The organism is Eubacterium sp. SB2 (assembly GCF_001244405.1).
Lineage (GTDB): Bacteria > Bacillota > Clostridia > Lachnospirales > Lachnospiraceae > Faecalicatena > Faecalicatena contortus_B.
The window spans coordinates 239270-254400 of the sequence record NZ_LN865151.1; the positions used below are offsets into that span (position 1 = coordinate 239270).

12 protein-coding genes are annotated in these 15131 nt (G+C 43.8%); 11 read left to right on the top strand and 1 reads right to left on the bottom strand.

Features of this window, described 5'->3' with window-relative positions; genetic code table 11:
* Window positions 1-73: 73 nt before the first annotated feature.
* The 4 genes from treP to BN1938_RS05990 all read left to right on the top strand — a co-directional run bounded on the left by treP (window position 74) and on the right by BN1938_RS05990 (window position 5923).
* Complete coding sequence (treP, locus tag BN1938_RS05975; protein ID WP_050639723.1) at window positions 74-2098, top strand: PTS system trehalose-specific EIIBC component; 2025 nt, start codon at window positions 74-76, stop codon at window positions 2096-2098.
* A 3-nt stretch (window positions 2099-2101) separates the two neighbouring features.
* Entirely contained in the window at window positions 2102-3733 is a 1632-nt protein-coding gene (gene treC / locus BN1938_RS05980) for an alpha,alpha-phosphotrehalase (RefSeq protein ID WP_050639724.1), read from the top strand.
* Between the two features lie 357 nt (window positions 3734-4090).
* Window positions 4091-4930 (top strand): MerR family transcriptional regulator, encoded by an 840-nt coding sequence (locus tag BN1938_RS05985; RefSeq protein ID WP_050639725.1) that lies wholly within the window; start codon window positions 4091-4093, stop codon window positions 4928-4930.
* Complete coding sequence (locus tag BN1938_RS05990; protein ID WP_050639726.1) at window positions 4931-5923, top strand: serine hydrolase domain-containing protein; 993 nt, start codon at window positions 4931-4933, stop codon at window positions 5921-5923.
* 7 nt (window positions 5924-5930) lie between these two features.
* Here the strand turns inward: BN1938_RS05990 and BN1938_RS05995 are convergent, their stop codons facing one another.
* Complete coding sequence (locus tag BN1938_RS05995; RefSeq protein WP_050639727.1) at window positions 5931-7019, bottom strand: AraC family transcriptional regulator; 1089 nt, start codon at window positions 7017-7019, stop codon at window positions 5931-5933.
* Window positions 7020-7213: 194 nt separating this feature from the next.
* On the opposite strand from BN1938_RS05995, the gene BN1938_RS06000 reads away from it, so the two are divergent.
* From BN1938_RS06000 to BN1938_RS06035, 7 genes are all read left to right on the top strand, one after another.
* The gene (locus BN1938_RS06000) at window positions 7214-8572 is read left to right on the top strand and encodes an MFS transporter (protein ID WP_050639728.1); all 1359 of its coding nucleotides are present in this window, start codon (window positions 7214-7216) and stop codon (window positions 8570-8572) included.
* Between the two features lie 41 nt (window positions 8573-8613).
* Entirely contained in the window at window positions 8614-11295 is a 2682-nt protein-coding gene (locus tag BN1938_RS06005; RefSeq protein WP_050639729.1) for a family 78 glycoside hydrolase catalytic domain, read from the top strand.
* 183 nt (window positions 11296-11478) lie between these two features.
* Window positions 11479-11763: a hypothetical protein gene (locus tag BN1938_RS06010; protein WP_050639730.1), complete on the top strand. Its 285-nt coding sequence runs from the start codon at window positions 11479-11481 to the stop codon at window positions 11761-11763.
* A gap of 170 nt (window positions 11764-11933) precedes the next feature.
* The gene (locus tag BN1938_RS06015) at window positions 11934-12494 is read left to right on the top strand and encodes a glutathione peroxidase (protein ID WP_050639731.1); all 561 of its coding nucleotides are present in this window, start codon (window positions 11934-11936) and stop codon (window positions 12492-12494) included.
* A gap of 139 nt (window positions 12495-12633) precedes the next feature.
* The gene (locus BN1938_RS06020; RefSeq protein ID WP_050639732.1) at window positions 12634-13056 is read left to right on the top strand and encodes a helix-turn-helix transcriptional regulator; all 423 of its coding nucleotides are present in this window, start codon (window positions 12634-12636) and stop codon (window positions 13054-13056) included.
* Window positions 13053-13643, top strand: a complete 591-nt coding sequence (locus tag BN1938_RS06025) for an ATP-dependent Clp protease proteolytic subunit (protein ID WP_050639733.1) — start codon at window positions 13053-13055, stop codon at window positions 13641-13643. Before BN1938_RS06020 ends, BN1938_RS06025 begins: the two co-directional genes overlap by 4 nt.
* Window positions 13644-13885: 242 nt before the next feature.
* Window positions 13886-15106: a hypothetical protein gene (locus BN1938_RS06035; RefSeq protein WP_050639734.1), complete on the top strand. Its 1221-nt coding sequence runs from the start codon at window positions 13886-13888 to the stop codon at window positions 15104-15106.
* Window positions 15107-15131 lie beyond the last annotated feature (25 nt).

Here is a 15131-nt window from a genome sequence, read left to right on the forward strand (position 1 = left end):
GACAGGGCAGGCAGTGAATAAACAGACACGTAAAAGCAAAATCTAACAGATGTTAAGATTAGGAGGAAGAGTAATGGGCAGATATGCAGAAGACGCAAAAGAGCTTTTGGAACTGGTCGGTGGAAAGAAGAATATCGCCGCAGTTTCTCATTGTATGACGAGGATGCGGTTTGTTTTGAACGATCCGTCTGCAGCGGATGTGAAAAAAATCGAAGCCATGAAGGTTGTAAAGGGCAGTTTCACACAGGCGGGACAGTTCCAGGTCATTATTGGGAACACAGTGGCGGATTTTTACAATGATTTTGTTGCTACTGCCGGAATTGAAGGAGTATCCAAGGACGCTGTGAAGCAGGCTGCCAAGAGCAATCAGAATCTCCTGCAGCGCGCAGTGGCGGCGATAGCAGAGATCTTCGCGCCTCTGATACCGGCGATTATTGTAGGAGGTCTGATTCTGGGATTCCGTAACTGCATCGACAGCCTCTACCTATTTGAAAACGGAACCAAGACACTGTGCGATATTAGCCAGTTCTGGTCCGGGATAGACAGTTTTCTCTGGTTGATCGGCGAGGCGGTATTCCATATGCTGCCGGTGGGAATCTGCTGGTCAGTGACCAAAAAGATGGGTACGACTCAGATGCTGGGAATTGTTCTTGGTCTGACACTGGTTTCAGGGCAGCTTCTGAATGCCTACTCCGTAGCGTCCACGGCAGCGGCAGACATTCCGTTCTGGGATTTTGGCTTTTTCAAGGTAAACATGATCGGATATCAGGCACAGGTGATACCGGCGATTCTGGCGGCTTTTACTCTTGTATACCTGGAAAAATTCTTTCGGAAGATTACGCCGCAGGTGATTTCCATGATTGTAGTACCATTCTGCAGCCTGCTCCTGGCAGTAATCGCAGCACATTTTATTCTGGGGCCGGTCGGCTGGCAGATAGGTTCTGCCATATCGAGTGTCGTATATGCAGGAATTACAGGTTCGTTCAAAATCGTATTCGGGGCGGTCTTTGGATTTGTCTATGCGCCGCTTGTTATTACCGGGCTTCACCATATGACGAATGCCATTGATCTGCAGCTTATTGCGGATTACACCGGAACCATGCTGTGGCCGATGATCGCACTCTCTAATATTGCACAGGGCTCCGCAGTACTTGGGATGATCTTTCTGCAGAGAAAGAACGCGGAGGCACAGGAAGTGAATGTACCGGCATGTATCTCTTGTTATCTGGGTGTAACAGAGCCGGCGATCTTCGGTGTTAACTTGAAATATCTGTTCCCATTTGTATGCGGGATGATAGGTTCCGCCTGCGCGGCAGTTGTCTGTGTGGCTACCGGAACGACGGCAAATGCCATCGGTGTCGGTGGAATCCCCGGAATCCTTTCCGTCAAGCCGCAATATATGCTCTACTTTGCTGTGTGCATGGTGATTGCGATTGTAGTGCCTTTTGTACTGACCATAATTGCAGGAAAGAAAAAGGGCGTGGCATCAGCCGGAAACAAAGAAGATTCCCCGGAAGTAATGGGAGAAGAGAAAGGGCCTCTTAATTGTGTACAGGCGGAGGAGATACTGGGGGAAGATGTTGATTCAGAAGCACAGCTCACAGAGAAATTCCCGAAAAAAGCACACGCAGAAATGGAACTGAAGGCATTTTTAGACGGAAAAGTCATTTCTTTAAAAGAAGTGGGAGACGGCGTATTCTCAGAGGGAATCATGGGCGACGGCCTTGCCATTCTCCCGGAAAGCGAAACGCTCTGTGCACCGGCTGACGCAAAAGTGACGGTACTCATGGAGGATTCCCGCCATGCCTGCGGCCTGACGCTGGACAACGGCATGGAAGTGCTTCTTCATATAGGAATCGATACGGTGGATATGCAGGGTGATGGATTTGAATATCTGGTAAAAGAAGGCGAGGATGTTATGACAGGAACCCCTCTTATCAGATTCAGCAGGGAGAAGATAAAAGCTGCAGGCCATCCGGACGTGACGGTTTGCATCATTACCGGAGAAGGGGATGCAAAAGAGATTCAGTATCATACGGGCGGCCGGGCGGCAACAGGCGAAACGGCAGTTGTAACCTATTGGAATACGGAGGCATGAAACATGGCAGACTTTAAAAATAAAACAGTGTACCAGATTTATCCCAAATCTTTCAGAGATTCGAACCAGGACGGAGTTGGCGACCTGCGCGGAGTCCTGGAAAAGCTGGATTATCTGCAGGAACTGGGCGTAGATTATCTCTGGCTGACACCATTTTTTGTGTCGCCTCAGAATGACAATGGCTATGATGTGGCGGATTATCGGAACATCGATCCGCTGTTCGGAACAATGGAAGATCTTGAGGAACTGATTGCCGGGGCTGACAGACGGGGGATTGGCCTGATGCTGGATATGGTATTCAATCATACTTCCACAGAGCACGAGTGGTTTCAAAAGGCTTTGATGGGCGATGCGGAGTATATGGATTATTATATTTTCAAAGCTGGGTCTCCGGAGAAAGCGCCGTCGAACTGGGTGTCCAAATTCGGCGGCCCCGCATGGGAATATGTGCCTCATCTTGAAAAATGGTACCTTCATCTGTTCGATGTAACACAGGCGGATCTGAACTGGGAGAACCCGAAAGTGAGAGAGGAACTGAAAGAAGTCATCCGTTTCTGGAAGGAAAAGGGCATCAAAGGGTTCCGGTTCGACGTTGTAAATCTCATATCTAAGCCGGAAATATTCGAGGATGATTCACAAGGGGACGGAAGAAGATTCTATACGGATGGCAGGCACGTGCATGAGTTTCTAAAGGAACTGGTACATGATACCGGGATTGAGGATATGGTAACCGTCGGAGAGATGTCTTCCACATCACTGGATAACTGCATTCGTTATTCTAATCCGGAAGAAAAAGAGCTTTCTATGTGCTTTAACTTTCACCATTTGAAAGTAGATTACAAAAACGGAAATAAGTGGGAGTTAATGGATCCGGATATAAGGGCATTGAAATGTCTTTTTGAAGAATGGCAGACCGGAATGCAGAAAGCAGGAGGCTGGAACGCGGTATTCTGGTGCAATCACGATCAGCCGAGAATCGTATCCCGATTCGGAGACGATAAAAAGTACTGGAAGGAATCCGCCAAAATGCTGGCCGCGGCTATTCATCTTATGCGCGGTACCCCATACATTTACCAAGGAGAGGAATTGGGAATGACCAATGCAGGATACCGGGATATTTCCCAGTACCGGGATGTGGAAAGCCTGAATTATTATGAAATCCTGCTGTCTCAGGGAAAGACTCCCGGAGAGGCATTGGATATCCTCTCCGCGCGTTCCCGGGATAATGGGCGCACCCCTATGCAGTGGACTGCTGGAGAAAATGCAGGTTTCTCAGAGGCGTCACCGTGGATCGGCCTGCCGGAAAATTATAAAACCATTAATGCAGAATCGGAGGCGGCAGACGAGGATTCGATCCTCAGTTTCTACAAAGCATTAATTCGTCTTAGAAAAGAAAACCCGGTAATAGCCGAAGGGGAGATAGAATTTTTGCATCAGGAAACCCCGGATGTACTGGCGTACAAAAGATCACTTGGGGGAGAAGAAATGCTTGTGCTGTGCAACTTCAAAGACAGAGAAGTGGTGCTGGAGGAGCTTTCGCAAGAGGGGTATCATAAAATCTTGGGGAATTATAAAGATTGTGCACCATCCCTGCGGCCATACGAAGCTGTGGTATTTGGAAGGGGTGTAAAGTGAGGCGGAAATGTTTGGAATTCTGACAAAATTTGAAAGGGTACTTGAAAAATTCAAGTACCCAATGTATAATTTACTTAGAAGTAATCAAAAGACTTTGGTTCGTCTGATGATTGCGCTTCGGATACCATAGTAATTTATAGTTACCAGCTATCCTCTATTGCCGTAGAGGATAGCTGTTTTTTGTTCTGATGGTTATCTATGTAAGCAAGTGCTGCAAAAATTACCAGCACTAATGTCAATACTTCAAGTGTATTCATGCTTCATCCCTTCTGCTCAAAATTTCCCGCCTTGACTTTCCCCTTGGGGCAAGGTGTAAGATTAGGGTAGATTTTCTACATACCAAGAGGAGGAAAACGGATGCTAACGATTGGAGAGTTTTCAAACATATGCAAGGTGTCCACGAAGACACTGCGCTACTATGCAGAGATAGGGCTGCTCCTGCCCAATGAGGTGAACCCGGAGACCGGTTACAGATATTATTCCATTGACCAGCTGGAAACGATGTTATTGATTAACCGGCTGAAGTCTTATCAATTTTCTTTGGAGGAGATCGGCGAGATTCTTCGATCTGAGGAAGAACAGGAGGCGAAGCTTTATATTGCGCTCAGCAGGAAGGCGAAAGAGATCGGGAATCAGAGCAGAAAACTGAATGAGACGCTGGAACAGCTAAGTAGTGATATTTCAAATCTGAAGGCAGGTAAATCAATGATGTCCTACTTGGAGACGATTGATGTTCAGCTTACAGAAGTGCCGTTGATGTATCTTTTGTCAATCCGGAAAATGGTGAACGAACAAGAATTTTCCGAAGCATATGGGAGCTGCTATCACAAATTGTTCCGGAAGATTGAGGCGGATCGACTGACTGTATCCGCGCCGCCTATGGTACTTTTCCACAGTGCGGAATATAGTCCTTTTGGTTTAGATACTGAATTTGCCATACCGGTGAAAGAATACGCGACCGGCACCAGGGATTTTTGTCCGGGATTGTGCCTGAAAACGGTTCTTCACGGCTCATACTCCAATCTGCCTTCTGTGTATACAAAACAGCGCGAATGGGCGGAAAAAGAAGGGTATGAGAGCAGCAATGCTCTGTATGAAGTGTATGTAACGGATCCATCCCAGGTTTCGAATGAAAGCGAACTTATTACGGAAGTATACTATCCGGTAAAAAGAAAAGCAGCAGAGAGGAGCGTTTAAATGAATCTGGAACGAGTGGCAGAGCTTGAGAAGACAATTAAAAATGAGTATAGCAATACGGCAGGAATCGTAGTACTAAAAGAAGGACAGATCCGGTATGAAAACTACTTTAACGGATGTACCGCGCAGAGCCGTCTTCATGTTTACTCCGTGACAAAAAGCATCATTTCCATATTAATCGGGATTGCCATAGAGAAGGGATGCATTCAAAGTGTCAGCCAGAAGGTACTGGACTTTTTCCCCGACTATACAGTGAAGAAACGAGAAAAAACAATTCAGAATATAACGCTTGAAAATCTGCTGACAATGACAGCACCCTATAAATATAGGTTCGCTCCCTATGTCAAGTATTTTACAAGTGATGATTGGGTGTCATTTGGTCTGGACTATCTGGGAGGACGGGGAAACATAGGCGATTTTAGATATGCGCCTCTCATAGGTCCTGATATTCTAACAGGGATTCTCATGAAAACAACGGGACAAACCGTGTTGGATTTCGCCAGGGAGAATTTATTCGGACCGCTTGGCATTACCGTGGAGCGCAGTATCACTTTCCAAAGCAAAGAAGAACAACTCGCATTTAATAAGGCCACGGACATCAGCGGATGGGTATCCGATCCGGCCGGAGTAAATTCCGCCGGATGGGGACTGACCCTTTCGCCTGCAGACATGGCAAAAATAGGACAGCTTTACCTGGACAGAGGAATCTGGGCCGGAAAACAGATCGTTTCCAGGGCGTGGGTAGAAGAAAGCACAAAGGAACACAGCCGCTGGAAAGGCGAGAACCTGCCCTATGGGTATTTATGGTGGCTGGTGGATGAAAAAGGAAAGGGGTATGCAGCAATGGGCGATGGGGGGAATGTCATTTATGTCAATGCGGAAAAGAAAATGGTTGTAGCTATAGCCTCTATGTTTACGCCTAAGGCGAAAGATAGGATAGAATTTATTAAAAAGGATATAGAACCGATATTCGGAGAGGAATCCGGTGAATAGCGGCAGGTTAGTCCGGCGGTTTTACCCTTTTGGCCTTCCGGTACTCGGAGGGTGACATTCCGGTTTCCAGCTGAAAGGATTTATAAAAATAAGAATGATACTGATAGCCCAGATATATCAGTATTTCAGAAACAGACATGTCAGTATTCACTAAAAGATTTTTTGCTTTCTCCATTTTCAGGGCATGCACATATTGGGCATAGTTCAAGCCGGTATTTTTTTTGATCAGTCTGCCGTAATAATCAGCCTGGTAATGAAAGTGGTCACAGAGTTTTTCCAGGCTGATATCGGCTATGTGGCTGTCAATATATCTGGCGACAGCCTGAAATAGTTTATTCCCCTGAAGTCGTTTGGAAAAGGTATAGATATCGGTAGTATCGGAGCGTTCGAAAGCATTCAAAATTCTCAATGTATGTATCTGGGCGATTCTTTCATATCCGGGTTTGGTCGATTCCATTTCACGGAAGATAAAATCAAGGTTCTCTTCGATATCTTTCGCCAGTTCTGGAGCTGCATGGAGCTTCAAATAACTTACATCACTCTTGGCCGTGCCTTTGATAAGAAAAAAATTGCGGATGCTTTTATTGGTCAAGTGGTTCAGAAAATAGGAATCCAGCATTTTACTTGTGATACAGCAGTAAAAAGCAATTCCTTCACTTTTGGAGCGAATGTCCAGATGGGCGCACTGGGTATCAAAAATACAGATATCATGTTCGGTTAAATGAATGGTCTGGTTTTCGATCTGCGTGGTTCGTGTGCCTTTGTATACATAGATCATCTCAAAATAATCATGTCTGTGAAGATTGTCGTCTTCGTTATTATTTTCCAGGAGATAGGTTTTTTGTGATACCGGCAGGGGGCATGGGGAGTATGTAGACAAAACATACCCATTCTCCTGCGTTGGTGTACAGTATTCTACTGTCATAAAATAGTCATAGGGAATCTGCAGAACCTTATCGATGTATCCCTCAGAGCTGTAGGGCTGCCAGGTGTGGGCCTTTTGTGTAAATGAGAGATGCTCTGCCGCATAATTCTTCAGGTTCTTTTGTTCTTCCCGTTTGAATACCTGTTCAATGTATTCTAAAATCTGTTTCATGAGTCGTTCCTCCAATACGATTGGAATCCCTATGTTTACTCGTATTTTAGCAATTCCATAAAGAAAAATCAATGATAAGTCGGATTAAAGTCATTACATTTATGGCAAAGTCGGATTATGCAAATTGTAGAGTTGAGAAATAAAACTTAAGATGAACCTGTGATTAATAGTTGTTGAAAAAGGAGGAAATCAACATGAGTAAACAAAAGACAGGTTCATTGCCAATGTGGAAAAAGATTGCCTATGGACTGGGAAATGCAGGGGGCGGCTTTACCTGGGGAACCATCACCACATTTTTATTACTTTATTGTACGAATGTGATTGGGGTCAGCGCCGCGATTATCGGTACGCTTCTTATGTTTGCAAAGGTATTTGATGGTATTACAGATATCTTTATGGGCAGGATCATTGACCTTACAAAGTCTAAGATGGGAAAAACAAGGTTTTGGTATTTAATGAGCTGTATTCCAATGGGAGTCTGTATGTTCCTGATTTTTAATGTCCCGGGATCGCTGGGGGAAGGGGCAAAAAGTGCATGGATTTTTATTTTCTACCTGCTGATCAGTGCTGTTTTTTATACAATGAATCAAGTTGCCTATAATATGATGCTTGCCCGTGTAACAAAGGATCAGCATGACCAGGTTACGATGAGCGGCGCGGCAATGTTGAGCGGAACCATAGGAAGTGTGGTGGTAGCATCCGTTACATCCGGCCTGGTCGAGGCATTTGGAGGAGGGCAGCAGGGATGGAGAATGATTGCTCTGATCTATGCGGTTGTTGGCGTTGGGATCCTGTTAATCCCGTTTTTCACACTAAAAGAACTGCCGGAAGAAGAATTCGATTCCTCTGTCAGGGAGAGCGATACCGAAGCACCGGCAAAAACAGCAACGATTTCATTCGGCCGGACCATTATTGAACTGTTTCAGAATAAATACTTTATATTAATCCTGTTATTGTATTTTGTGGGATATGCAAACTCCGGTATTATGCAGTCAAGCATGGCGTACTACGCAACGTATTCGATGGGAAATGCGGGTCTTATGGGCATATTAGGTATGTGTACCACGATTCCTCTGATACTGGGGCTTCCGTTTATGCCGAAATTCATCGACAAACTGGGAATGCGCAGGGCCTGTGTTTACGGGGCCGTCCTCTCGGTTGCAGGCTGTATTGTGGCAGTTTTTGGACAGTTTACAGGAATGATAATTCTAATTGCAGGCCTGCTGATTAAAGCGCTTGGAATGGTTCCGGGATCTGCCACCTACACGCCGTTTTTAGTAAAAGCAGACGAATTCCATTACCAAAAAAAGGGGCATCGTGTTACCGGCTCACTGTTCTCCTGTGCAACAGTCGGAACAAAGATAGGCCAGGGGCTTGGGACTGCTATCTGTGGATGGATCCTGACATGGAGCGGGTTCGACGGAACAGCGGCAGTCCAAACTGCAGCGGCTAATAATGCCATTAACTTTTTATATCTTGGATTCCCTTTCATCTTTTCAATTATTACGGCTATTATTTATGCAAATATGAAAGTGGAAGAAGAGATCAGATGATTGTATGGGAAACAATGTATTAGCCGCGGAAGGAGAACATTATGCTGAGATTAAAAGATTTGAAATGTATGCACCTGGTGCAGCCTTTGGGAATTGAGGGAATACCATACTTTTCATGGATTTTGGAAAGTGATGAGGAAAATGTAATGCAGCGGTCATATCACCTCCAGGTGAGGGACAACGAAAATAGGATTGTATGGGACAGCGCGAGGCAGACTTCTGAACAGTCTACATATGTGGAGTACAGAGGGGATGACTTAAAAAGCAGAACCAGGTATCTTTGGAAGGTCAGGGTTGAGGATAATCATGGAAACAAAGCTGAGGCTTCCAGCGAATTTGAGACAGCATTCTTAAACAGAAAGGACTGGCAGGCGAAATGGGTAAAATCGCCGCTTCCGATCATAGAACGCCAGGCACATCTGGGGGATCAGCCTCCGGCAGCCATGTTCCGCCAGAAGATCATTCTTAATAAGAAGGTGAAAATGGCGAGGCTTTATGCAACCTGCCACGGGGTCTATCGGCTGACAGTTAACGGGAAACGTCCAGATGACCGTGAATTTGCGCCTGAGTGTACTGTGTATAGAGAGTATTTGTGCTATCAAACTTACGATGTTACGGAACTTTTAAATACTGGTATAAATATCATAGGGATGCATGTGGGCGATGGCTGGTATCACGGATTTATGACAAAGGCCCAGGATGAAACTTATGATCCTGCGCTTGCGGTCTTGACGCAGCTGGAAGTGACATATGAGGATGGGACTGCAGATTGTTTTGGCTCAGATGAAACCGTAAAGGTGAAGGAAAGCCCTGTCCGGTGTTCGGATCTGTTTGCCGGCGAACGCTATGATGCAAACAGAATGCCATACGGATGGGAAAGCGCAGAGTTTATTGACGACGAATGGTTAGATGTGGTGCCGGCAGATTTTGGCTATCAGAACTTAAAAGCGCAGTATGGGCAGCCGGTGCGCCCTATTATGATTTTGCCGGTGAAAAATGTCCTGACTTCACCGAAAGGCGAGCGGATTATTGATTTCGGCCAAGTAATTGCCGGCCGTGTGCGTCTGAACATCCATGAACCAAGTGGGACAAAGGTGACAGTGATCCATACGGAAGGGCTGGATGCAAAAGGAAATTTTTTCGACAACAATCCGACGGCAGATCAGAGGATTGAATATATTTCAGATGGAAATGAACAGGTATACGAGCCGTATTTTACATTTCAGGGGTTCCGTTATGTTATGGTCGATGGTATAAAGGATTTAAATGAAGAGGATATTACTGCTGTTGTATTAAGTTCTGAAAAAGAAAATGCCGGAACATTTGCCTGCTCCAATGCAGATATTAACAGATTATATGAGAATACGCGCTGGTCACAGCATGCGAATATGCTTTCGCTGCCCACTGACTGCCCACAGCGTGAAAAAGCAGGATGGACAGGAGATATTCAGGTATACACAAAAACAGCATTATTAAATGAAGATATCACTCCGTTTCTGACCAGATGGCTTGAAAACCTGGCATGTGAGCAAAAGGAAAATGGTTCCGTGCCCTTCGTAGTGCCATTGGCAGGAGCCTATATCGGGCAGTATGAAATGTATGCCGAACAGTTCAAGACGCCGGAGGCAGTGTCTCCCGCGGGCTGGGGAGATGCGGCAGTATTGGTTCCATTTTACATGTATTGCCTGACAGGAAACATGCAGATTCTGAAGCAGCAATATGAGTCCATGAAAAACTGGTGTGATTTTGTTCTTAGGACGGCAAGAGAAAACCGTCCGGATGGCAGTATGATTCCTGAGGAAGTGGAGCAATATCTGTGGAATACCGGACATCATTACGGGGAACATTTAATACCGAGTTATTCCAGGGACGGGTATGGGGAAGGAACCTTTGAGGCGATACGGGTATCGACAAAATATGTGGCTCCGATCTATGGATATCATTCTGTATCAAGTATGTCGGAGATTGCAAGAGTTCTTGGAAATGATGGAGATGCAGATTATTATGGGGAAATGGCGCAAAACATGAAAGCTGCTATTCAGAAAGGCGTAATCGATGAGAAAGGCAATATGCCTGCTGATCTCATGGGCGCATATGCAATGCCTCTTTTTTATAGGCTAGTACCGGAAAATCTCAAGCAGACCTTTGCGGAAAACTTAGTTCGTAAAATAGAAGAGAACGACGGGTGCCTGGATGTCGGATTTTTAGGAATACCGGTTCTGCAGGACGCCCTGTGCCGGATTGACCGCCGGGATCTGGCTTATGATCTTTTATTTAACGAAAAAGCACCGTCGTGGCTATATGAGGTCAAACACGGTGCAACGACCATCTGGGAGAGCTGGTTTGCCCTAGATGAAGACGGCGCCCCTTTTATATCAGAGATCTATGGAATGCCATTCTGTATGAGCCTGAACCATTATGCATTTGGCTGTGTGGACGACTGGATGTTCCGCAACATAAATGGAATTAATTATGAAGAACCCGGCTTTAAAAAGATTCGGATTCAGCCGCAGCCAGATGACCGGCTGGACTGGGCGAAACGTACTTTTAAATCAGCGTACGGAGAGATCGTTTCGGAGTGGGAGAAGAAAGACGGGAACTTTGAGTTATTTGTTAAAATCCCCTGCAATACAACTGCGGTTATTGTTCTGCCGGACGGGCAGAGGTTTGAACGAGGCAGCGGGGCATATCGCTTTCGGACGGATAGTTCGGATGCCCGATAAAAGGAGGAAGATTATCATGGTAACAACAGCCCTTTGTGATTGTATGCGCCGGCGGCCGGTATATGGGATGCGCGCCTATGATTGAGGCATACCCGACATGCGTGCATTTGAATCAGCTGGGATATCATGCATTTGCTCTGAATTACCGCTGCAAAGAACATGAACGGGACATACAGAAGGCATATGGATGAAGGCAATCCTCTTTTTTTAAATAAGACACCAAAACAGATCCTGGGCAGTTTGAGGGTGGAAATCCGGACAGATGCTGATATAAGCGATAAGTATGATGAGTTTATATTGGAATGGATGGCAGATGTATATACTTATATGCAGTGGAAATGTGAGATCTTATCCAGCAAGATTGCAGCAAAGATTAAACCTGAAGAATTATATTCTTTATATAATCCCTTACATGAGACTTCATTGGAAAACAGCATAGAAAAGCTGAAGACTATATACAAACCGTAAATAGAAAGCTTTACCAGTATATAACAAAAAGGCAGAAGAGGAGGTTACTGCCGACATCCTGCTGCGTTGGCTGCGTATTATGTAAACTTTAAAAGGACATACTAATACTGCATTGAGTAATTAAAAGTGAAGGAATTATAAGCAATAAACGCAGGAAAGGAAAAAATGAAATGGATTTAAGCAAGATAGAACTGGAACGGATCGATGGAACCAAAGAGAGTATGGAGAAATATCTGGGCAACATTCTACTGATTGTCAATACTGCCAGTAAATGTGGATTCACACCTCAATATGAAGCACTGGAAGCGCTTTATAAAAAATACCATGAAAAAGGATTTGAAATCCTGGGATTTCCCTGCAATCAATTCAAGGAGCAGGAACCGGAAGAGGAGAGTAAAATTGCAGAATTCTGTAAATTGAACTATGGCGTCACCTTCCCTCTTTTTTCAAAAATAGATGTAAAAGGCAAAAATATGCATCCGCTTTATCGGTTTCTCACAGAAAAGAAAGAATTTCAGGGGTTCGATGAAGGACATCCTTTAAGCGGAAAGCTGCACGAGATTATCTCGGCAGAGGAACCGGATTATAAAAACAGCAGTGACATTAAATGGAACTTTACAAAATTCCTGATCAACCGGGACGGAACTGTGATTGACCGGTTCGAGCCTACTGCGGATATGGACCGCGTAGAACATGCACTGGAAGAGCTGTTTCCAGAAAAGGAAGTCTAACAGTAAAAAGAAAATAAGGTGAGCAGCTGTGGAAAACCATAGCTGCTTCTTTTAGATTTCGCATTTGGCGCCAAAACCGCACTTTTTATTAAGACACGCGATCGGAAACTTGTTATAATGATAAAAAGGAGGCGTAACTATGGAACAGCAAAAAGAGATTGTCGGTAAGGTCTTGAATTATATCGAGGATAATATTGAGAAAGAAATTAACGTAGATAAAATTGCTAAAAATGTTGGCTATTCAAGATTTTATCTTAATCGCATATTTTCCGAATGTACGGGAATTACCATTTATAAATACCTTCAAAGCCGCAGGCTTACAATGGCTGCTGAAAAATTGATATTATCAAACGAGCCGATTACAAAAATTGCTTATGAAGCTGGATATGATTCTCAACAGGCATTTACACTCGCTTTTAAGCAATTGTATTTATATCCGCCTAAAATTTATAGAAGTATGGGGGTGTTTGTACCAAAGCAAAACAGAATTTCCCTTTGTGGAAATTTCAATAACACAAGATATAATCTATTCATCAGTATGTTCAAGGAGATGGCAGCATGAGTACAATTCCTTACGTTATTGAGCAGACGAGCCGGGGAGAACGCAGCTATGATGTTTTCTCTCGTTTGTTGTCAGACAGAGTTGTTTTTCTGGGAGAAGAAGTAAGTGATACTTCTGCCAGTTTAATCGTGGCGCAATTCCTCTTTTTAGAGGCCCAAGACCCGGAGAAAGATATTCATTTATACATTAACAGTCCGGGAGGTTCTGTTTCTGCCGGATTTGCGATTTATGACACCATGAAATACATCAAGTGCGATGTCTCTACAATATGTATTGGTATGGCTGCAAGCTTTGGTGCATTCTTGTTAGCGGGAGGTACACATGGAAAGCGTATGGCTTTGCCTAATGCTGAAATCATGATACACCAGCCGGCCATGCATGGAAACGGTATTCAAGGACCAGCCAGCGATATAAAAATAATGTCTGATTATATGCAAAAAAACAAACAAAGATTAAACAGAATATTATCTGAAAACACAGGGCGTACTATTGAAGAAATTGAAAGGGATACCGATAGGGATAATTTTATGAGTGCCGAAGAAGCATTAAAATATGGTCTGATAGATTCCGTTATTTCCAGTAGATAACAAAACCAGCCGAGTAATCAAGGGGGGCGACAGCAAAGAAAGCCTTTACGATTTGGCAAAACACATCCCTGTTCCGATCGATCCTGGAGTGTTTGTAAAAACATGGATATTTACGCATGGTATAGCAACGATTGTTTCCACGAACACAACGAATATCCAACCGGAAGAAATAAGGCGGTTACTTACAGAAGCATGTGCAAGTTTTAAGTTATATCACAATGAAAATGATTCGGAGAAAAGATATGAAATCGGATAAAAATTATGTGTATACAGAACGTGCGCATTATATGTGCCCTAATATGCACTTTGGGATTATGGCAAAGATAGAATGTAATTATGATGAAAGACTGCTAAGGCAAAGTATAGACACTCTTCAAAAAGCACACCCGTTTCTGCAAAGTTTAATTGCAGAGGAAACAGACACTGGCAGATTGTTTTATCAAATACAAGATTCTTTGCATATTCCCGTAATTGTAAAAGAAGAGGTTGATTTGTGGCAGCAGGATTATGAAGAAATATCTTTGCGCGGATGGAATGTCAAGAAAGAATGTCTGCTAAAAATAGTGATTTATCCAAAGGGGAAAGAATTTCAAATATTATTTATTGCCCACCATCTATTGTGTGACGGCAGAGGGCTTTTACAACTGGCAGAGGAATTTTCAGAGCATTATGCGAATGGAGTAATGCCGCAGTTTGTAGAGGAACGCTTAATTCAAGGCTTACATGATCTTCCCTCAAACAGTGATTTACCTTTAATCAGTAAATTGATGATAGGCGACGCAAATAGAAGGTGGAAAAAAGAGGGAAAGCAGGTAATGTATGAGGAATATAGCAGATTTGAAAGGGCCTATATTCAAGAACACAAAATGAAACGGGAAGTACTCACCGTTTGCAAACAGGAGTTAGCGGAAATACAGACTTTATGCAGACAACATTGCATTACCGTAAATGACTGGCTGATTGCAAAAATGATGTTGGAAGAAAATACAGATAAAGTGGTTATTGCAGCTGATATTCGTAATCAGACGAAATGTTACAGACAAGGAGCAATGGGGAATTATTCGACTGCTTTTAGCGTTTCTGTGAAAAAGACTGGGGAAAATGTTATATCCCTTGCAAAGCGCGTATCGTCACAAGTCCTAAATATATGTCAGCACCCGCAGAAAGAAATGCTTGTGCTTGCCTGTTATATACATATGCAGCCAGAGCTAATTGACGCTGTTGCAATATCTGCATTAGGAGATTTTGGAAGTAAAGCAGGAACATTTGTAGGAAGAAATATGTTTGGATATGGTTCACAAAACGGTTATAGCATTACTAATTTAGGGAAAATTCAAAGTAATATAATTGCAGAAGCTGTTTTTATACCGCCTGCTTCACCTGCCAATAAAAAAACTTGGGGTGTTCTAACGGTGAATAACCAAATGAAAATATGCGCGTCAAAATTAATTGCAGAAAGTTAATATTGTAATGCAGGAAAAAGGGGGA

Bases quoted from the DNA above. Each gene is read 5' to 3' on its own strand.
- treP (WP_050639723.1), top strand. From the start codon at position 74: ATGGGCAGATATGCAGAAGACGCAAAAGAGCTTTTGGAACTGGTCGGT.
- treC (WP_050639724.1), top strand. From the start codon at position 2,102: ATGGCAGACTTTAAAAATAAAACAGTGTACCAGATTTATCCCAAATCT.
- BN1938_RS05985 (WP_050639725.1), top strand. From the start codon at position 4,091: ATGCTAACGATTGGAGAGTTTTCAAACATATGCAAGGTGTCCACGAAG.
- BN1938_RS05990 (WP_050639726.1), top strand. From the start codon at position 4,931: ATGAATCTGGAACGAGTGGCAGAGCTTGAGAAGACAATTAAAAATGAG.
- BN1938_RS05995 (WP_050639727.1), bottom strand. From the start codon at position 7,019: ATGAAACAGATTTTAGAATACATTGAACAGGTATTCAAACGGGAAGAA.
- BN1938_RS06000 (WP_050639728.1), top strand. From the start codon at position 7,214: ATGAGTAAACAAAAGACAGGTTCATTGCCAATGTGGAAAAAGATTGCC.
- BN1938_RS06005 (WP_050639729.1), top strand. From the start codon at position 8,614: ATGCTGAGATTAAAAGATTTGAAATGTATGCACCTGGTGCAGCCTTTG.
- BN1938_RS06010 (WP_050639730.1), top strand. From the start codon at position 11,479: ATGGATGAAGGCAATCCTCTTTTTTTAAATAAGACACCAAAACAGATC.
- BN1938_RS06015 (WP_050639731.1), top strand. From the start codon at position 11,934: ATGGATTTAAGCAAGATAGAACTGGAACGGATCGATGGAACCAAAGAG.
- BN1938_RS06020 (WP_050639732.1), top strand. From the start codon at position 12,634: ATGGAACAGCAAAAAGAGATTGTCGGTAAGGTCTTGAATTATATCGAG.
- BN1938_RS06025 (WP_050639733.1), top strand. From the start codon at position 13,053: ATGAGTACAATTCCTTACGTTATTGAGCAGACGAGCCGGGGAGAACGC.
- BN1938_RS06035 (WP_050639734.1), top strand. From the start codon at position 13,886: ATGAAATCGGATAAAAATTATGTGTATACAGAACGTGCGCATTATATG.